The sequence below is a fragment of the Ideonella sp. genome, assembly GCF_035254525.1.
GTDB lineage: Bacteria > Pseudomonadota > Gammaproteobacteria > Burkholderiales > Burkholderiaceae_C > Ideonella.
This window is the reverse complement of record NZ_DATFAN010000103.1, coordinates 11,945-30,914: the sequence shown is the minus strand read 5'-3', so window position 1 is coordinate 30,914 and position 18,970 is coordinate 11,945. Positions and strand designations below refer to the sequence as shown.

Genomic DNA, 18,970 nt, shown 5'->3' with positions numbered 1-18,970 from the left:
GGGGCGTGGGGGCTTCATGCAGGCACGGCGTACCACAGCGCGGCGAAGAAGTGGCAGGTGCTGCCGCCCAGCACGAACAGGTGCCACACGAAGTGCGCGTAGCGCAGCTTGTGGTCGAACAGGAAGACCGCCGCGCCCAGCGTGTAGCTGAAGCCCCCGGCGACCAGCCAGACCAGGCCGTTGGGTGACATGCGCTCGACCAGCGGCCCGGCGGCCGCGAGCGCGACCCAGCCCATCGCGACGTACAGCGCAGTCGACACCAGCCGGTGCTTGAGCCGGTCCAGCAATTTGATCGTGACGCCGAAGGCCGCGGCGGCCCAGACGATGCCGAACAGCGCCCAGCCCCAGCCGCCGCGCAGCACGCCGAGCGTGAACGGCGTGTAGCTGCCGGCGATGAAGACATAGATCGCTGCATGGTCGAGCCGGCCGAGCCAGCGCTTGGCGGTGCTGGCGGGCACCGCGTGGTACAGCGCGGACACCAGGTACAGCACGATCGCCGTGCCGGCAAACACGCTGGCCGCCACCACGTTGACCGCCCCGCCGCGCTGGGCCGCCTGGTAGACGAGGATCGGCAGCGACGCGATCGCCAGCAGGCAACCCAGCCCGTGGCTGATGGCGTTGGCGATCTCTTCGCCCAGCGTTTGCGGGCGCTCCCTGTCGGCACCGCGCGCGGCGGAGGAATCGTCGACGAAGCTCAGCGTGGCCATGATGGGGCAATGGTACGGAGCAAGTTAGCCGGCCCCATCCCTTGACTCAGTGACGAAACGCAAAGAACGTGGGGTCACATGGCCCGTTCAGCGCCCGCCCGCCACGTCCAGCAGCGCGCCGCTCACGTAGGCCGCCTCGTCGGACAGCAGCCAGACGACGGCGCGGGCCACCTCGTCGGCCGTTCCCAGGCGGGCCATCGGGATCAGGTGCAGGCTGGCGGCCACCCGCTCGGCGTGGCCGCTGCCGGCGTGGATCTCGGTGTCGATGATGCCGGGGCGCACGGCATTGACGCGGATGCCCTCGGCCGCCACCTCGCGCGCCAGGCCGGTGGTGAAGTGGTCGATCGCCGCCTTGCTCATCGAGTAGTCGAGGTACAGGCCCGGCGAGCCGACGCGCGCCGCGGCCGACGACAGGTTGACGATCGCCCCGCCGGTGCCGCCGCGGGCGGTGGACATGCGGCGGATCGCCTCGCGGGCGCACAGCACGCTGCCGCTGAGGTTGATCGCCCACATGCGCGCCAGGCGCTCGGCGCCCATCGCCTCGACACGCGCCGCGACATCGACCACGCCGGCGTTGCTGACCAGCCCGTGCAGCGGGCCGAGCTCGGCGTCGACGTGGGCGAACATCGCCATCAGCTCGCTCTCGCGGCCGATGTCGGCCGGCACCACCACCGCGCGCCGTCCGGCGGCCCGCACCGCCTCGGCCACGCTCTCGGCGGCGCCGAGATCACGCCGGCAGTTGATCGCCACGTTCCACCCGGCTTCGGCCGCGCGCCGCGCCGTCGCGGCGCCGATGCCGCGGCTGCCTCCGGTGATCAACAGGTTCTTCGCGCCCATGCGCCGCATTGTGTCGGATGGGGCGGCAAAGCGCGGCCGGCGCCGGGTGCTCCCTCACTCCATCGAGAAGACCAGCTTCAGCTCGAAGGTCTGCGGCTTGCCGCTCGCCTCGAACTTCCACTGGTTCAGCGCCGTCGTCGCGGCGTCGTTGAAGATCTTGGCCTTCGGCGGCGTGGCCTCGACGATGGCAACCTCGGTCACCGCGCCGCTGGCATCGATCGACAGCTTGGCCTTCAGCACGCCGTCGGTGATGCCCTTGCGGGTCGCTTCGCCGGGGAACTCGGGCGGCACCTTCTTCAGGATCTTTGGCGCGCCATCGGCGTGGGCGATGCCGGGGGTGATCGACAGCGCCGCAACCAGCGCAACCATGGCCACGGCCAGCGCGGCGGACAGGGGGGTGGCGTTCATGATGAATGTCCTTTCGATGCGTCGCTCAGGCGACCGCGGGGATGCGGAAGAACTCGACCGACGAGACCAGGCGCGAGGCGTTGCTCTTCAGCGATTCGGTGGTCGCCGCCAGTTCCTCGACCAGGGCGGCGTTCTGCTGGGTGGCTTGGTCGAGGACGGCGACGCTGTCGTTGACCGCGCCGATGCCCGATTCCTGCTGCGAGCTGGCCACGCTGACCTCCTCGATCAGCTGGCGCACGCCGACGACCTCGTCGACGATGCCCTTGATGCGGCTGCCCACGTCGGCCACGGTCTGGGTGCCGACGGCCACCTTGTCGGCCGAGTCGTCGATCAGCACCTTGATCTCCTTGGCTGCCGACGAGGCGCGCGCGGCCAGCGAGCGCACCTCGCCCGCCACCACGGCGAAGCCGCGGCCCTGCTCGCCGGCGCGGGCGGCTTCGACGGCCGCGTTCAACGCCAGGATGTTGGTCTGGAAGGCGATGCCGTCGATCACCGCGATGATGTCCTTGATGCGGTTGCTCGATTCGGCGATGCGGGTCATCGTGCCGACCAGGCTGTCGACCGACTCGCCCCCTTCGATCACCGCCGCGCGGGCGCGGTTGGCCACGTCGGTGGCCGCACGCGACTTGGCGCTCGAGCCGGCCACCGTGGCCGAGATCTGTTCCATCGCCGACGCCGTCTGCTGCAGGTTGGTCGACGCGCGTTCGGTGCGGGCCGACAGGTCGGCGTTGCCGTGGGCGATCTCGTCGGAGCTGCTGGCCACGTCGCGCGCGGCACGGGTCACGTCCTCGATCACGTGGGTCAGGTGCCCTTGCATGTCGCGCATCGCGGCCAGCAGCGTGGCGATCTCGTCGCGACCCTGGGCCTCGATGCGGCCGCGCAGGTCGCCGGCCTTGATGGCCTCGGCGGCGGCCACGGCGCGCCCCAGCGGCCGGGTGATCGAGCGGGCGATCGTGATGCCGGCGCCGATGGCCAGCACGACGCCGACCGCGCCCAGCGCCAGCGTGACGAAGGTCGTGGCCTGCGCGGTCTTCTGGCCGGCGCCGGCGCGGTCCTCGGCCTGGCTGGCGATCACCGCGGCCAGCGCGTCGACCGCCTTCTCGTAGCCGGCCTGCACCGGGCGCAGCTCGATCAGCAGTGACGTGCGTGCGTCGTCGGGGTTGCCGGCGTCCAGCGTCTCGAGGAACTTGCCGACCGCCTTGGTGTACTGCTCGCGCGATTCGCGCACCGCCGCCAGGGCCTGCTCGGCATCGCCGGCACTGCCCAGCTCGGCGAGCTTGCCGAAGGTCAGGTCGGCATCGGCGAGGTTCTTCTTGATCAGCTCGCGCTGCTTCTTGATCTGCCCGGCCCCGTCGACCAGCAGCAGCTCGCGGCTGGCACGGGCGATCAGACCGGCCTGCTGCTCGAGCTGATAGGCGAGTTGCACACGGGTCAGGTCGATCGTCGCCGTCGCCTCGAGGTCGGCGGCCAGGCGGCTGCTGGTCAGCGCGCTGTAGCCGCAGATCGCGAGCAGCAGCACGATGAACGCGCCGAAGGCCAGCGCCAGGCGTGCGCCGATCTTCATGTTGGAAAGGAAAACCACAACAAACTCCTCCTGCGGGCGGCTGGAATCCCGGCCTTCGGGTTCGGTCCGGTCTTGCAGTATCGGCAGCGGGTTAGGTGGCTGAAGCGTTTAGTTTCAGGGTGAACCCGGCTCAATTACAGGCAGGGTACGCACGATGACACCCCCCTCGTTCAAGGGACAGCAATGGGCCGCCGCGGGCCCTGATCTAGCGTTTGTCCCTATGACGCAGCCCCTGACGGGGAGCTACTTTGCAGAACGCTGGATCGTCCAGCCGTATACATATATATCTGAGGAGTTAGGGCTCAGTTCGCGGTAGTAGGCAGAACATCACTTCTGTCTCAAGTACGAGGACTCTCATGAAGAAGACTCTGCTCTTGGCCGCTGCGGCGGCCCTTGCACTTTCCGCCAGTGGCATCACCTCTGCGGCCGGCCCGGCGCCCAGCGCCTCCAGCCTCGGCCACGCCAGCAAGGCGAAGCCGTTCAGCCTGAACAACGGGCAGGCCGTCCTGCACGACCAGAACAACAACGACAGCGGCATCGGCATCGTGTCGCAGAACTTCGAAGCGTCGTTCGATGCCTATGACGCCCAGGGCGCAGACGACTTCGCGGTTCCCACCGGCCAATGCTGGAAGATCAAGGAAGTCGACGTGACGGGCGTGTACTTCAACGGCCCGGGCCCGGCCGCATCGGTCCACGTCACCTTCTACAAGCAGAAGGCCGGCGCACCCAACGAGGCCGCCATCATTGCGGACTTCCCGGCGATCGTCCCGACCGATGTCGGTGGGTCCTTCGCGATCTTGCTGCCCACGGGCGTCAAGGCGAAGAGCGGCAAGAAGTACTGGGTCTCGGTGCAGGCCAACATGGACTTCGCCGTGGGCGGCGAGTGGGGCTGGGAAACCACCACCTCGCTGAGCGGCACGGGCGCCATGTGGAAGAACCCGGGCGGTGGCTTCGGCACCGGCTGCTCGGCCTATGGCGACATGGTCACCTGCATCGGCGCGCTGGGCCAGGGGCCCGACTACATGTTCGCGCTGAAGGGCAAGTCGACGTCCTGCTGAGCCTGTTTATCGGTGAAGGGCGGCCACCAAGCCGCCCTTTTTCATGCCCGTCATTTCTGCGCCAAGCTCAGCGCAGGTCGTCGGGGACCGCCGGGTACGTCGCCATGACCGAGCCGAGGCTGTCGACCAGCGGGCCGAGCCAGGGTTCGAAGTGCTTCCAGTGCTCGACAGCACGGCTGTTGATCGGCTGGCGCACCTGCTCCGAGCTCGGCGTGAGGATCGCCCGCCCGGTTTCGTGAAAGCGCAGGCAGGCCGGCTCGAACGGCAACCCGAGGTAATCGAGCAGCTTCCTCGTCTCGGCTTCCGGGTCGCGCACGAGGTCTTCGTAGATCACCCGGTGGACACGGCCGGGCAGCACGCTGTCGAAGTGCGCCATCAGTGCAACGTAGTCCCGGTAGAACCGGCCGAGTTCGTCGAGGCGCAGCCGGCCCTTGCTGCTGTAGGTGCGGAACATCGACCAGCAGCACCCCGCCGGGTGGCGGCGCACGTCGATGATCTTCGCGTTCGGCAGCATCAGGTGGATCAGCCCGACATGCGCGAAGTTGGCGGGCTTCTTGTCGATGAAGAACGGCCGGTCGAGCCGACGGTGCAGCCGTGCGCGGCGCAGGACCTCCTCGCCCAGTTCGGCCAACGCCGCCGCATCCATGGACGCGAGCGGCTTCAGGTAGTCGCTGCCGTACGCCGGGCGCCCGGGAAGCAGGCCGTTCAGGCGAGCGGCCAGCGCGGTGACGTAGGGCAGCTCGGCCGTGGCCTCGATCGCCGAATGGCTGGCGAGGATCTGCTCGACCAGCGTCGAGCCCGAGCGCGGCCGGCCGAGGATGAAGATCGGGTCGGGCGCCGGGCAACCCCAGCCGCGCCGGGCCTGCACGAACGCGGGCGTGAACAGCGCCTTGTTGGCCGCCACGCCGTCGGTCAGCGTGGCCGCGTCGTAGCTGATGCGCTTGCGCATCGCCGCATTGGCCTGGTCGTACTGCATGAAGGCCTGCTCGTACCGGCCCGCATCCTCGTGGGCCTTGCCGAGCGAGAACTGCAAGGTGATGCGATCGTCGGCGCCGATGTCGCGGCGCTCGAGCTGCGCCTGCATCGCGTCGACATCGGCATCGTCGAAGCGCACCGTCTTCATGTTGGCCAGGCTCCAGTAGGCCTGGCCGTTCGAGGGCCGGCATTCGATCGCCTGGCGATAAGCCGCGACGCTGCGGTCCTGCAGGCCCAACCCGCGCAGCGCATGGCCGAGCCGGATCCACGATTCCGCGCGGCCGGGGTTCTCCGACGCCAGCTGCTCGCAGATGGCCAGCACCTGCTCGCTGTCGCCGAGGTGCTCCAGGATGTCGGCCTTCATCTGCCGGAACAGCGGATTGCGGCCATCCTGGGCCAACAGCGTATCGACCTGCTTCAGCGCCGCCTCGAACTCGTTCTGCTGGCACAGCAGGTAGGCGAGGTGGTAGCGCGCGGCCGCAAAGCCGGGCGCGATGTCCAGGCAGCGCGCCAGCAGCGCCACGGCTTCGCCGCGCTGCTCGAGCCGCGCCGCCACGCGCGCCCGCAAGTTGATCGCGTCGGCGTCGTTCGGATGCCTGGCGAGGTAGTCGGCAAGCTGAGTCTGCGCAAGCCGGAACAGGTTGCTCTGAACCACCGTCAGGATCTGCTTGAGCCGCGCATCGCGGACCGGCCGCTGCGCATTCAGGCGTGCCGACGCGAGTGCGAAAGCATCGGGGCCCGCCGACGCGGCGCGCGAGATACCGCCTGGCGCCGCCGGCGTTTCAATGCGTGGATTCATCGAGAGCCCCCTGAAGACCGGCCTGGAGCACCGAATCTATCCGCCAGGCAGCCCCGCTGCCCAGCCCCTCGAACCCCTGGTTTCCTTCACCCGCCGTGTAGTGTGCCCGCGGCCACCCAGTGCCCCGACTTGCCGCCTTGCTTCTCCAGCAGCCGGATGTCGCCCATCACCATGCCGCGGTCGGCCGCCTTGCACATGTCGTAGATGGTCAGCAGGCCGACCTGCACCGCCGTCAAGGCCTCCATCTCCACCCCGGTGCGGCCGAAGGTTTCGGCCTGGACGGTGCAGTGCACGGCCGAGGCCGCCTGGTCGAGCTCGAACTCGGCCGCCACGCGGGTCAGCGGCAGCGGGTGGCACAGCGGGATCAGCTCGGCGGTGCGCTTCGCCGCCTGGATGGCCGCGATGCGGGCGATGCCGATCACGTCGCCCTTGCCGGCCTGGCCGCTGGCGATCAGCGCCAGCGTGGCCGGCTGCATGCGGATCGTGCCGGCGGCACGCGCCACGCGGTGCGTCTCGGCCTTGGCCGCGACGTCGACCATGTGGGCCTGGCCGTGGGCGTCGAAATGGGTGAGCGGGTCGGGCATGGGCTGTAACCGGGCGAGCAACATTCGACTCGCGCGGCGGTGTCATGATAGCGACGCACCGGAACTCGGCGCGGCCGCGCCGACTCCACCGGGGCCAGCCCTTACGCACCGACCGCGCCATCGCGCCCCGCCCGCCTTGCCCTCACCGACTCCGCCCCAGCGCTCCGTGCCCTCGAAGCCCCCCGCCAGCCGTCCGCCTGGCCATCCGTTGCAGCGTTTCGCACCCTTCGCGCTGGCCGCGGCCGTGGTTGCGCTGGCCGCCACCTGGCCGATCCACGAGGCGCATGCCCAGGTGCGGTTGCCGGCGCTGGGCGACGCGGTCTCCGAGGACTTCGACATCCTGGCCGAGCGCCGCCTGGGCGACCGCATCATGCGCGAGGTGCGGCGCGACCCGGCCTACCTCGACGACCCTGCGCTGCTGGAATACCTGCGCTCGCTGTTCGATCCGCTGCTGGCCGCGGCGCGTTCACGCGGCGAGATCGGCGTCGATCTCGACAACGCCTTCGCCTGGGAGCCCTTCCTGGTCGGCGAGCGGCCGGTCAATGCCTTCGCGCTGCCGGGCGGCTATGTCGGCGTCTACCTCGGCCTGATCGCGCTGACCGGCAACAGCGACGAGCTCGCCTCGGTGCTGGCGCACGAGATGTCCCACGTGACCCAGCGCCACATCGCGCGCAGCGCGATCAGCCAGCAGCGCCAGGGGCTGGCGGCGATGGCCGGCATGATCCTCGGCGTGCTCGCGGCCAGCCGCGCCAACAGCACCGACGCCGCCCAGGCGGTCATCATGGGCACGCAGGCGGCGGCGGCGCAGGGCCAGCTCAACTTCTCGCGTGAGATGGAGCGCGAGGCCGACCGCATCGGCATCGAGGTGCTCGCCAGCGCCGGCTTCGCGCCCGGTGGCATGGTCGGCATGTTCGAGAAGCTCGACAACGCGATGCGGCTGAACGACAGCAACCAGTACCCCTACCTGCGCAGCCACCCGTTGACGATCGAGCGCATCAGCGATGCGCGGCTGCGGGTGCGCGAGGCGGCCGCGCTGCCGCCTCCGCCTGAGACGGGGCGCGCCTCGGCCGCCTCGTCACCGGGCGTGAAGGGGCCGCCGGTGCGATCCCTGGTGCCGCATGCCCTGATGCAGGCCCGCGCCAAGGTGCTGATGGACAAGACCGACCAGGGTCTGCTGCGCCAGCAGGCCCTCGGTGCGGCGGCCGCGCCGGGCACCGGGCCGGCCGCCGACCTGCCGCGCCTGGCGACGCTGTACGCAGGCGCGATGGCGTCGATGCAGCTGCGCGACTTCGATCGCGCGCTGCAGACCCTGGCCGCCGGCGAGGCGCTGGCGCGCGGCCCGTTCGCCCAGGAGCCCGAGGCCTTGCGCCAGTTCACGCTGCTGCGGGTCGACATCCTGTCCGATCGTGGCGGCCCGCCCGCGCAGCTCGGGCCTGCCTTGACCGCGGCCCTGGCGCCGCTGGCCGCCGACCGCTCGCGCCCGGCCATGCTGGCCCGCGCCGATGCGGCGCTGGCCCGCCAGCGCAGCGGCGAGCCGGCCGCCACCGAGACCTTGCGCCAGGCCACCGAATCGCTGCAGACCTGGGTCTCCGAGCACAAGCGCGATGCGCTGGCCTGGCAGACGCTCGCGCGCTGCGCCGAGCCGCTGGGCCTGCGCCTGCGGTCGCTGCGGGCGGGGGCCGAGGCGGCCTACGCCAACGGCGACGTGCTGGGTGCGGTCGACCGGCTGCGCGTCGCCCGCCAGATCGCGCAGGACACCCGCTCGGACGACTACATCGAGACCTCGGTGATCCAGGCGCGGCTGCGCGAGCTGGAAGGCGAGCGGCGCCGCTTGCTGGCCGAGATGCGCGGCGAGCGCCACCCCGAGGACGTGCAGTAGGGCCGGCGGCGCCCATGACCCGCCCGCCCACGGCCTGGCTGCTGCCGGCCGCCGCCCTCAGCGCGGCCCTGGCCATCGCCGCCGGCCCGCTGGGTGCGGCGTGGTTGAACTTCGCCTTCAAGCCGCTGACCACGCTGCTGGTCATCGCCTGGGCCTGGCCGCGCGGTGCCGGCGAAGGCGCCCGGCGCTCGTGGCTGCGCGTCGGTCTCGTGCTGTCGTGGTTCGGCGATGTCGCGCTGCTGTGGCCCACCGAGGGCTTCGTGCCCGGCCTGGTCGCGTTCCTGCTCGCCCACCTGGCCTACATCGTGGCCTTCACGCGCGGCCTGCGCTTCGGGGCACGGCCGGTGCCTTTCGTGCTGTACGCGATCGTCGCAGCCCTCGTGCTGTCCCAGGTCTGGCCGGGGGTGCCGGCGGGCTTGCGATGGCCGGTGCTCGCGTACGTGGCCGCGCTGGCCTGCATGGCGGCGCAGGCCGCGGCGGTGTGGCTGGCGGCCGGCCACGGCATCGGCCACGTTCTCGCACGGCGTGCCGCCATCGGCGGCGCGCTGTTTCTCGCCTCCGACGCCACCCTGGCCTGGAACCGCTTCCTCTGGCCCGTTCCGGCGGCCGGTTTCTGGATCCTGGCGAGCTACTGGCTGGCCCAGGCAGCGATCGCCAGTTCGTTGCAATCTGCTTCAAATTCTCCTGAAGACACATCGAACAGGGACTAACGCGCGCGATCGGTGCGCAAGTTCCGTTTGTTGACGATTGATGACCGTTGATGGAGCCCGGCAAGGGTTTGCCGCCTTCCTGCTGGCCGGGCCCTTGCTCTCATGATCGCGCGCCCTGATCGGGGCGCGTGCCGCGGGCGCTATCCGCGCCGGCGGCTTTCACCAGTCACAAAGTTCGAGGAGTGTTCATGAGTCTGATTGCACGCCGAGGCTTCGTTGCCTCTGCCCTGGCCATGGCTTGCGCCCTGGCTTGTTCCCCCGCCGCGTTCGCGGGCGGAGCGTCCGACGACCTGGATTCGCTGCAGGCGGCCATCGAAGGCCACACGGATCGATTGATCGTCAAGTACAAGGCCGGCACCGCCGCCTTCGCCCGCGCCGACACGCAGGCGATGGCGCGCGCCCACGAGGCGGTGAACCGCGCCGGCGTCCAGATGCGCTACCTGCGCTCGAACGCGTCGGGCGCCCACGTGATGAAGCTGGACCGGTTGCTGACGGTGGCCGAAGTGAAGCAACTGGCCAAGGCAGTGGCCGCGGCCGACCTCGACGTGGAGTTCGTCGAGCCCGACCGCCGCATGCACGCGCTGCTGACGCCGAACGACACCAGCTACAACCTGCAGTGGCACTACTACGAGACCACCGGCGGCCTGAACGCACCGTCGGCCTGGGACAAGTCGACCGGCACCGGCGTCGTCGTCTCGGTCATCGACACCGGCTACCGGCCGCACGCGGACCTGGCCGCCAACATCGTCGGCGGCTATGACTTCATCATCGACACCGCGGTGTCCAACGACGGCAACGGCCGCGACTCCAGCGCGCTCGACCCGGGCGACTGGGTCGCCGCCAACGAGTGCGGCGGTACCCACGCCGCGCAGAACTCGAGCTGGCACGGCACGCACGTGGCCGGCACCATCGCCGCGGTGACCAACAACGCCAGCGGCGTCGCCGGCGTGGCCTACAACGCCAAGGTCGTGCCGGCCCGCGTGCTCGGCAAGTGCGGCGGCTACACCTCCGACATCGCCGACGCGATCACCTGGGCCTCGGGCGGCACGGTCAGCGGCGTGCCGGCCAACGCCAACCCGGCGCGGGTCATCAACATGTCGCTCGGCGGCAGCGGCAGCTGCGACACGACCACGCAGACCGCGATCAACGGCGCGCGCAGCCGCGGCACGGTCGTCGTGGTCGCAGCCGGCAACTCGAACGCCAATGCCGCCAACTACTCGCCGGCCAGCTGCGCCGGCGTGGTCACGGTGGCGGCGACCGGCCGCACCGGCGCGCGTGCCTACTACTCGAACTACGGCGCGGTGGTCGACGTGGCCGCCCCCGGCGGCGACATGAGCGGCAGCAGCGCCAACGGCGTGTACTCGACGCTGAACACCGGCACGACCAGCCCCGGCTCGGACACCTACGCCTACTACCAGGGCACGTCGATGGCCTCGCCGCACGTCGCGGCCGTCGCGGCACTGATGCTGGCCAAGAACAGCGCACTGACGCCCGACGAGGTGGAGGCCAAGCTGAAGTCCACCGCGCGCGCCTTCCCCGGCAGCTGCTCGCAGTGCGGCAGCGGCATCGTCGATGCCAGCGCGGCGGTCGACGCGGCCACCGGCGGCGGAGGCGGTGGTGGCGGCAACGTGGCCGAAGTCGAGTCGAACAACACGCTGTCGAGCGCGCAGGCAATCAGCGTGAACCCGGCCACGGTGTCGGGCACGATCGGCACGTCCACCGACACCGACTACTTCAAGCTGACGGTCGGCGCCGGCAAGACGCTGACCTCCACGCTGACGCCCAACGCGAGCTCCGACTACGACCTGTACCTGTACAACTCGTCGGGCACCCAGCTGGCCAGCAGCATCAACGGCACCGGCGCGGTCGACACGATCACCCGCACCAACACCAGCACGTCGGCGGTCACCTGGTATGTGCGCGTGAAGTACTACTCGGGCACCACCGGCGCCGGCGGCACCTACACGCTGGGCCTGAGCCAGTAGCCGGAACACCCGGCGCCTGCGTCAAGTAGTTGACACGCATGAGCCCGAAAAGGGCTCATTTCACCGGCCAATTGGCCGAAATGCAGAAGGCCCGTGGTTGTCGCCGCGGGCCTTCCCGCTTTCGCCCGCCGGAGCCCGCCCATGCGTTCGACCCCTGCCGCCCGCCCGCCGACGCGCCACCCGGCCTGGCCCTTGACCGCCCTCGGCGTGCTGCTGGCTGGTGCAGCGCTGCTGGCGCCGCGCGCCGAGGCAGCGACCGGCTCGGCGGGCTCAACGGCCGAGGAGACGACCGACCGCCTGATCGTGCACTACCGCGACGGCACCAGCGGCGGCGGCCGCCGCTCGGCCCTGCAGGCCGCGCCCCACGCGACCGCGCTCGCCCTGCAGCGCCTGCAGACGGCCGGGCTGCAGACGCTGGCGGTGCACCGCAACGGCCTTGGCGCGCAGGTCCTGCACCTGAACCGGGCAGCGCCGGTGCGCGAGTTGGACGCCCTCGCGCGCCAGCTCATGGCCGACGATCCGAACGTGCTCTACGCCGAGCCCGACCGCCGGCTGCAGGCCCTGTCGACACCGACCGACCCGCTGTACGCAAGCCAATGGCACTACTTCGAGGCCACCGGCGGCCTGAACCTGCCGCTGGCCTGGGACCGCGCCACCGGCAGCGGCATCGTCGTCGGTGTCGTCGACACGGGCGTGCTCGCCCACGCCGACCTGGCCGACAACCTGCTGCCGGGCCATGACTTCATCAGCAGCACCTCGTCGTCGAACGACGGCGACGGCCGCGACGCCGACGCGACCGACCCCGGCGACGGCTGCAACGGCGGCCAGAGCAGCTGGCACGGCACGCACGTGGCCGGCACCGTCGCCGCCGTGGCGAACAACGGCGAGGGCGGCGCCGGCGTGGCCTACGGCGCGAAGATCCTGCCGGTGCGCGTGCTGGGCTGCGGGGGCGGCTACTTCTCCGACATCGCCGACGGCGTGCTGTGGGCCTCGGGCAACGCGGTGGGCGGCGTCGCGGCGCCGAGCCAGCCGGCGCGCGTGCTGAATCTGTCGCTCGGCGGCCGCGCGGCCTGCCCGACGACGATGCAGGCCGCGATCAACCAGGCGCGCGCCAACGGTGCGGTCGTCGTCGTCGCGGCCGGCAACTCGAACCAGGACGCCAGCCTGCACACGCCCGCCAACTGCGCCGGCGTCGTGACCGTGGCCGCCAACGGCCGCGGCGGCGGGCGCGCGCCGTACTCGAACTACGGCGCCAGGATCGACGTCACGGCGCCCGGCGGCAACCAGGCCGCCGGCGCGGCGAACGGCGTGCTGTCGACGCTCAACGACGGCTACAGCACGGCCGGCAACGACAGCTACGCCTACTACCAAGGCACCTCGATGGCCGCGCCGCACGTGGCGGGCGTGGCCGCGCTGATGCTCTCGCGCAACCCGGCGCTGACGCCCGACGAGGTCGAGGTGCTGCTGAAATCGACGGCGCGCCCCTTGCCGGTGGCCTGCACCTTGGGCTGCGGGCGCGGCATCGTGCACGCGGCGGCCGCCGTGAACGCGGTCTTCCTCGGCGCCGGCAGCCCGAGCACCGCCACCGAAACCGAGCCGAATGACGCCTTCACTGCCGCGCAGGTGCTGTCGAGCTTCCCTGTCAAGCTGCGCGGCACGATGGCCACGGCCACCGACATCGACACGGTCAAGGTCAACGTCGGCGTGGGGCAGACGGTCACGGCGCGCCTCATCGGCGCCGATACCGCGAACTACGACCTCTTCCTTCGCAACCTCTCCGGCACCCTGGCCAAGAGCAGCCTGCGCGGCGCGGGGCTGACCGACACCGTCAGCTGGCGCAACGCCGGCGGCACCGCGGTCGACATCTACCTGCGCGTGCGCCGCGTCTCCGGGCCGGTCGGCGCCGCCGGCACCTACACGCTGGAAGTCAACCGCTGACGCGGCGCTACATGCCTTTGAACAGGTGGGTGTAGCTGCGGCTGACCTCGAGCTTCTGCGGGTGGCCCTTGACGGCCACGATCTGGCGGCCGCGAAAGTCGCGCGTGATCGAGGCGATCGCGTCGACCGCCACCAGTGTCGAGCGGTGGATTTGCCAGAAGCGCTCGGGGTCGAGCTCGTCGACCAGCTCCTTGATCGGCTTGCGGATCAGCGCCTCGACCTGCGGCGTCTGCACGCGCGTGTACTTCTCGTCGCTGATGAAGAACAGCACCTCGTCGACCGGGATCATCTGGATCGACTGGCCGACCGTGGCCTGGATCCACTTCAGGTAGGCCGGCTTCACGCCGCCCTGGCTGGCCAGCTTGTGCAGCAGCTGCTGCAGCGGCTGCGCCGGCGGCGGGGCGCCATTCGAGCCGCCGCCTTCGTCGGCTGCCTGGCGCGCGGCCAGGCGCTTGACGATGCGCTCGACGGTGAGCTTGAGCCGGTCGCGCTCGGCCGGCTTCAGGATGTAGTCGACCGCGCCCTGCTCGAAGGCCTCGACCGCGTACTGGTCGTAGGCGGTGATGAAGACGATCTCGGGCAGGAAGCCCTCGTCGCCGACATCCATCTGCGCGATCTGGCGCGCGGCGTCGATGCCGGTCATGCCGGGCATGCGGATGTCGAGGAAGACCACGTCGGGCCGGTGCTGCTCGACCAGCTCGACGGCCTCGGCCCCGTTCTTCGCCTCGGCGACGATCTGCAATTCGGGCCAGGCCTCGGCCAGGCGGGCGCGCAGCTGCTCGCGCATCAGGCGCTCGTCGTCGGCCAGCACGGCGCGCGGCGCGGCGGTGGATTCGGTCGTGTTCGTCATCGCGCGATGCTACGGCGTCGTCGTGGCCTCATGCAAAGGGAGTCGAGTTGTCGGTGTGCTGGCCGATCACCGGGATCGGCGGCGGCGCGCCGGGTGCCGGCGGGGCCGGTGGCAGCGCCGACTTCTTCGGTCGCAGCGCCCACCACAGCAGCAGCCCGAGCAGGATCACCGGCGAGCCGATCACCGCCACCGCGACCGTCGCGCACAGCAGCGCCGCGACCACCCCGAGGCCGGCCAGCAGCAAGGGCACGCCGATGCCGAACAGCAGCGCCAGCGGCACGACGACGACCACGACTACGCAGGCCAGCACGACCGCGCCGAAGATGAGCCAGGCGTGGCCGGCCGTCAGGCCGTGCAGGTCGATCCGCTCGCCGTCCACCGACACCAGCAGGTCGGGCGGAATCTCGTTGAAATACGCCGCGAGCGACAGGGCCGCCGCGAAGGCGATCACCAGCACGCCGAGCAGCAGCAGCCAGCCGAGCCAGCGCAAGGCGGAAGATGAAGAACGGTTCGCCTGCATGTTGCTCGCCTCCTCGTGATCAGACTTGGTCATTGGCGCGGCCGGTGCCGTTGCCGGCCCCGGGCGCATTGACGGTGCGGTAGGGCACGGTGATCGTCACGATCGTGCCGCTGGGCTGGTTGGCCGCCACGGTCAGCGTCGCCTTGTCGCCGTACAGCAGTTGCAGCCGCTCGCGGATGTTGGCCAGGCCCACGCCGGTGCCCGAGGTGCCGCCGTTGCCGAAGCCGACCCCCGTGTCGGCCACCGTGACCTGCAGCCTGCCGTGCACGATCTCGGCCCGGACCGTCAGCGCGCCGCCCTCGGGCTTGGGCTCCAGGCCGTGGCGGATCGAGTTCTCGACCAGGGTCTGGATCATCATGGCCGGGAACTCGGCCGAGCGCAGCCCCTCCGGCACGTCGATCGTCGCCGCCAGGCGTTCTTCCATCCGCACCTTCAGGATCTCGACGTAGGGCTGCACGACCGCCAGCTCGCGGCCCAGGTCGCGCGGGCCGCCGTCGGCGGTGTCGCGCATCGTCGGCATGCTGGCGCGCAGCAGCGCGATCAGGTTCTTCTGCATTTGGCTGGCGCGGGCCGGGTCGGTCTCGATCAGGTGGTCGATCGAGGCCAGGGTGTTGAACAGGAAGTGCGGCTCGACCTGCGCCTGCATCGCCGCCATGCGCGCCTCGACGACCTGCCGGCGAAGCTGCTCGGCCTCGGCCGTCTCGGTGGCCACGGCGGCCTTGTGCTCGGCCTGGATGCGCGCCTTGTAGGTCGCCTTGATGAGCGCCGACAGCAGGATCCACAGCACCGCGAGCTGCGGCAGGCTCTCGCCGTACCGCACCTTGCGCTGCGACACGCGCGGGCCGATGGCCAGGGCCTCCTCGATGTCGTCGCGCGCCTGGGCCGCGTCATCGCGCGCCTGCTCGGCCTCGGCGATCGCCTCGATCACCGCCTGGCGCGCCTCCTGGACCGCCTGGCGGATCTCCTGCGAGTTGGCGCCGGGCGGCACGGCGATGCGCACGTCCTGGTCGCCGGCGCTGATCTCGACCACCGGCTCGCCGTTGATCTTGACGCTGAAGCCGTTCGACGATGCGGCCGAGGCGGGGGCACTGGCGGCCTCGGCGGCGCTGGCGGCGGCGGGCCCGCGCGGGCTGATGCGCACGCCGCGATGGTCGATCGAGATGTCGACGCCTTCCCGGTCACTGCCCGAGATGCCGGAGGCCGGCTTGTCGATCCGCACACCGGGCACATGGGGAACCTTCGGCACCTTGGGCACCACCGGCGGCTTGGGCGGGGCGCTGCCGCCCGGGTGCTCGACGACCGTCTCGGTGTAGGTCCAGGTGAAGGGCGGCAGGTCCTGCAGGATGTTGGCGATGACGATCAGCGCCAGCGACAGCAGCCCGAAGCGCCACCAGCTGATGCTGGCCAGCCACGAGCCGTAGGCGTGGAAGGCGCGCACGGCGGCGGCGCTGAAACGCTGCCAGCGGCTGGCCCAGCCGGGCGGGGGGGTGGCGGTGAGACTGCTCATGGTGGACAAGGCGCGGAACGGGGCGAGGCCAGGGAATCGTCGATGAGGCGAACTCTACGCAGACGGCGTGCCGGCGCCAGCGCGGCGCGATGCACGCGGCGCCCGCCCCGACAGGCTGCAGCGGCGCGCGACAGGCGGCGGCGCATCCGGGTGGCTGCGGTACTACGCAGCCGGGTGCCCCATCGGCGCGGCCAGCGCACGGCCGCTCCGAAGCGGCCGCGCACCCTCCGGGAGGGTGGCTGCGGTACCCCGCAGCCGGGTGCCCCATCACTTCAGCGGCGCTCGACGATCACCGGTACCAGCGCCACCGCCGAACGGACCCGCTCGGCCGCCTCGCGCGCCTGGTCACGCGAGGCATAGGGCCCGGCCTGCAGGCGGAACAGGCCGTTCTCGGAGAACACCGTCAGCAGCGGGCTGAGCCAGTCCATCTCCTGCGCCAGCCGCTGCTGGAAGCTGTAGGCGCCGCCGCCCTGGCCGAAGGCGCCGAGCTGCAACCAGAAGCCGCTGGCCGCGGGCGTGTGGGCCCTCGATGGCGCGGGCGCGTCGGCCGGGGCCGGGTCGGCCGCCGGGGCCACCACCGTCGAAACGCCCGTGGCGGCAGGCAGCGCGGGCGCGGGCTCCGGCTCCGGGGCGCGCGCCAGCACCGGGCCACGCCCGGCCAGCCCGGCCCGGATGTCCTCGTAGGTGATGCGCTCGACCTCGACCTGCGCGACGCCGTTCTGCACGCCGAGCTTCACGGCCGCGGCGTAGGACAGGTCGATCACCCGCCCGGACGAGAACGGCCCGCGGTCGTTGACCCGCACGATGATCTCGCGCCCGTTGGCCGGGTTGCGCACGCGCGCATAACTCGGGATCGGCATCGTCTTGTGCGCGGCCGTCATCGCGTACATGTTGTAGGTCTCGCCGCTGGCGGTGCGGCGGCCGTGGAACTTGCGTCCGTACCAGGAGGCCAGGCCCCGCTCGACCAGCGGCTCGTCGCCGGTCATCGGCACATACGACTTGCCCAGCACCTCGTAGGGCTTGTTCGGCCCGCCCGGGCGGATCGGCTCGACCCGCGGCTCGGCATCGGGCGTCTGCTTCAGGTCGGTGGTGTCGCTGCCGGCCGGCGGCGGGCCGTCGGCGCCGCGCATGCCGGGCGTGGTCGAGCAGCCAGCCAGCATCACCGCGGCGATCACGGCCGCGGCGGCGAGGACATTGCGTGGGGAAAGGGAATGGGAGCGATGGCGCGCCCGGCTGGGATCGAACCAGCGGCCCCTGGCTTCGGAGGCCAGTACTCTATCCACTGAGCTACGGGCGCCATGCATGGAAGAAGCGGGCATTCTAGCAGCCGGGTTGAGGGGCCTGCCGGGCCAGTCGGCCGCGGCGGGGGCGCTGGCTATAATCCGCCGGTTTTGCCGAGCGGGCCCTGGCCCTGAAGGCCCATGGCAATCGCCACGCCCGGCTCAGCCGCCCGCCTGAAACAGCAACACCACGCCACACGGCTTCAGCGACCGAGGAATTCATGAGCGACGCTCACGCCCCCGCAGAACAACACGAGCACGACGGCCCGCATGAAGGCCCGATCAAGACGCCCAAGCAGCTGGTCTGGGCCGTGGTGGCCTCGTTCGTGGTGCCGATCATCGTGATCATCATGCTGACCCAGTTCGTCGCCACCGGCGAGAAGCAGGCGGCCGGCACCGACGCGCTGACCGGCGAAGCGGTGGCCATGCGCATCCAGCCGGTCGGCACGGTCGAGATCAAGGAAGCCAACGCGAACGCCGCGCCGCGCACCGGCGAGCAGGTCTTCCAGGCCCAGTGCTCGGCCTGCCACGCCACGGGCGCCGCCGGCGCGCCGAAGTTCGGCGACGAAGCCGCCTGGGGCCCGCGCATCAAGCAACCCTTCGACGCGCTGCTGAACTCGGCGCTGAAGGGCAAGAACGCGATGCCCCCGCAAGGCGGCGGCGACTTCTCGGACTACGAGGTCGCCCGTGCTGTGGTCTACATGGCCAACAAGGGCGGCGCCAAGTTCGACGAGCCCAAGGCCCCAGCCCCCGCCGCCAGCGCCGCGCAATAAGCGCGGCCCCGCACGCAACGAAAGCCGCCCACAGGGCGGCTTTTCTCTTTGGCGGGTCAGCGCTTGCGCCGCGCCGCCGGGCTCAGTATGTAGCCGAACTGCGCCGGCATCAGCGCGAAGGGCATCTCGTCCAGGCCCCAGTCGCCGCTCTCGACCGCATCGGCGGCCAGCGCCGCGTCCAGCGTGTGCACCAGGCCGAAGCCGATGTCGCATTCGAGGAACAGGCGCCCGCCGTCGTCGAGCCAGGCGCTGCGGAACTGCGCCGGCCGGCCGGTGTGGCTGGCGATCGCCGGCGTCGTGCCCGGCTGGGCGGTCAGGCGCCAGACCCAGGGCGCGGCCTCGAGCTCGACGTAGACCCGCTGCGGCCCGTTCTGGAAGAACCAGCAGCCATCGTCGTCGGCCTCGTAGTTGCGCGCGATGAACTCGCGCAGCTTGTCGTGCAGGATGCGGCTGCCCTTGGGGTGCGGGAACGCGCCAGCGGCCTGGGTGCGGTCGTCGCGCATGTACCAGTCGCCGCGCGCATCGAGCGCGAGCCAGTCGTAGCAGTGCGGCACGTTCGGCCACTTGGCCAACGCGGCCTTGACGATGTCGTCCAT

General features: G+C 71.1%; 17 protein-coding genes and 1 tRNA gene. 6 read left to right on the top strand and 12 right to left on the bottom strand.

Features of this window, described 5'->3' with window-relative positions; all coding sequences use genetic code 11:
* Positions 1 to 14: 14 nt before the first annotated feature.
* The 4 genes from trhA to VJ693_RS10000 all read right to left on the bottom strand — a co-directional run bounded on the left by trhA (position 15) and on the right by VJ693_RS10000 (position 3,534).
* Positions 15 to 707: a PAQR family membrane homeostasis protein TrhA gene (trhA, locus tag VJ693_RS10015; protein WP_324153748.1), complete on the bottom strand. Its 693-nt coding sequence runs from the start codon at positions 705 to 707 to the stop codon at positions 15 to 17.
* A gap of 87 nt (positions 708 to 794) precedes the next feature.
* Positions 795 to 1,544 (bottom strand): SDR family oxidoreductase, encoded by a 750-nt coding sequence (locus VJ693_RS10010; protein WP_324153746.1) that lies wholly within the window; start codon positions 1,542 to 1,544, stop codon positions 795 to 797.
* 54 nt (positions 1,545 to 1,598) lie between these two features.
* A complete protein-coding gene (locus tag VJ693_RS10005) occupies positions 1,599 to 1,952 on the bottom strand; it encodes a TonB family protein (RefSeq protein ID WP_324153744.1) in 354 nt (117 codons plus the stop codon).
* Positions 1,953 to 1,977: 25 nt separating this feature from the next.
* Entirely contained in the window at positions 1,978 to 3,534 is a 1,557-nt protein-coding gene (locus VJ693_RS10000; RefSeq protein ID WP_324153742.1) for a methyl-accepting chemotaxis protein, read from the bottom strand.
* A gap of 338 nt (positions 3,535 to 3,872) precedes the next feature.
* Between VJ693_RS10000 and VJ693_RS09995 the strand changes: the two genes are divergently transcribed.
* Positions 3,873 to 4,574: a hypothetical protein gene (locus VJ693_RS09995; RefSeq protein ID WP_324153740.1), complete on the top strand. Its 702-nt coding sequence runs from the start codon at positions 3,873 to 3,875 to the stop codon at positions 4,572 to 4,574.
* A gap of 67 nt (positions 4,575 to 4,641) precedes the next feature.
* Here the strand turns inward: VJ693_RS09995 and VJ693_RS09990 are convergent, their stop codons facing one another.
* Both VJ693_RS09990 and moaC read right to left on the bottom strand, forming a co-directional pair.
* Positions 4,642 to 6,348 (bottom strand): tetratricopeptide repeat-containing sulfotransferase family protein, encoded by a 1,707-nt coding sequence (locus VJ693_RS09990; protein WP_324153738.1) that lies wholly within the window; start codon positions 6,346 to 6,348, stop codon positions 4,642 to 4,644.
* 86 nt (positions 6,349 to 6,434) lie between these two features.
* Positions 6,435 to 6,932 (bottom strand): cyclic pyranopterin monophosphate synthase MoaC, encoded by a 498-nt coding sequence (gene moaC, locus VJ693_RS09985; protein WP_324153736.1) that lies wholly within the window; start codon positions 6,930 to 6,932, stop codon positions 6,435 to 6,437.
* 208 nt (positions 6,933 to 7,140) lie between these two features.
* On the opposite strand from moaC, the gene VJ693_RS09980 reads away from it, so the two are divergent.
* The 4 genes from VJ693_RS09980 (at position 7,141) to VJ693_RS09965 (ending at position 13,444) form a co-directional block, all read left to right on the top strand.
* A complete protein-coding gene (locus VJ693_RS09980; protein ID WP_324153735.1) occupies positions 7,141 to 8,811 on the top strand; it encodes a M48 family metalloprotease in 1,671 nt (556 codons plus the stop codon).
* Between the two features lie 14 nt (positions 8,812 to 8,825).
* Complete coding sequence (locus VJ693_RS09975) at positions 8,826 to 9,521, top strand: lysoplasmalogenase (protein ID WP_324153733.1); 696 nt, start codon at positions 8,826 to 8,828, stop codon at positions 9,519 to 9,521.
* Between the two features lie 188 nt (positions 9,522 to 9,709).
* On the top strand, positions 9,710 to 11,506 hold the full coding sequence (locus VJ693_RS09970; protein ID WP_324153731.1) for a S8 family peptidase: 1,797 nt from the start codon (positions 9,710 to 9,712) through the stop codon (positions 11,504 to 11,506).
* A 141-nt stretch (positions 11,507 to 11,647) separates the two neighbouring features.
* Positions 11,648 to 13,444 carry a S8 family peptidase gene (locus VJ693_RS09965; protein WP_324153729.1) on the top strand — a complete coding sequence of 599 codons (1,797 nt, stop codon included), beginning with the start codon at positions 11,648 to 11,650 and terminating at the stop codon, positions 13,442 to 13,444.
* Between the two features lie 7 nt (positions 13,445 to 13,451).
* On the opposite strand, the gene VJ693_RS09960 is transcribed toward VJ693_RS09965, so the two are convergent.
* The 5 genes from VJ693_RS09960 to VJ693_RS09940 all read right to left on the bottom strand — a co-directional run bounded on the left by VJ693_RS09960 (position 13,452) and on the right by VJ693_RS09940 (position 17,618).
* Entirely contained in the window at positions 13,452 to 14,294 is an 843-nt protein-coding gene (locus tag VJ693_RS09960; RefSeq protein WP_324153727.1) for a LytTR family DNA-binding domain-containing protein, read from the bottom strand.
* Positions 14,295 to 14,322: 28 nt separating this feature from the next.
* Positions 14,323 to 14,847: a hypothetical protein gene (locus VJ693_RS09955; RefSeq protein ID WP_324153725.1), complete on the bottom strand. Its 525-nt coding sequence runs from the start codon at positions 14,845 to 14,847 to the stop codon at positions 14,323 to 14,325.
* Positions 14,834 to 16,321: a histidine kinase gene (locus VJ693_RS09950; RefSeq protein WP_324153723.1), complete on the bottom strand. Its 1,488-nt coding sequence runs from the start codon at positions 16,319 to 16,321 to the stop codon at positions 14,834 to 14,836. Before VJ693_RS09950 ends, VJ693_RS09955 begins: the two co-directional genes overlap by 14 nt.
* 272 nt (positions 16,322 to 16,593) lie before the next feature.
* Positions 16,594 to 17,496 (bottom strand): septal ring lytic transglycosylase RlpA family protein, encoded by a 903-nt coding sequence (locus tag VJ693_RS09945; protein WP_324153721.1) that lies wholly within the window; start codon positions 17,494 to 17,496, stop codon positions 16,594 to 16,596.
* A 46-nt stretch (positions 17,497 to 17,542) separates the two neighbouring features.
* Positions 17,543 to 17,618 (bottom strand) — tRNA-Arg (locus VJ693_RS09940).
* A gap of 204 nt (positions 17,619 to 17,822) precedes the next feature.
* On the opposite strand from VJ693_RS09940, the gene VJ693_RS09935 reads away from it, so the two are divergent.
* Entirely contained in the window at positions 17,823 to 18,374 is a 552-nt protein-coding gene (locus VJ693_RS09935; protein WP_324153719.1) for a c-type cytochrome, read from the top strand.
* A 56-nt stretch (positions 18,375 to 18,430) separates the two neighbouring features.
* On the opposite strand, the gene VJ693_RS09930 is transcribed toward VJ693_RS09935, so the two are convergent.
* Entirely contained in the window at positions 18,431 to 18,970 is a 540-nt protein-coding gene (locus VJ693_RS09930; protein WP_324153717.1) for a DUF2946 family protein, read from the bottom strand.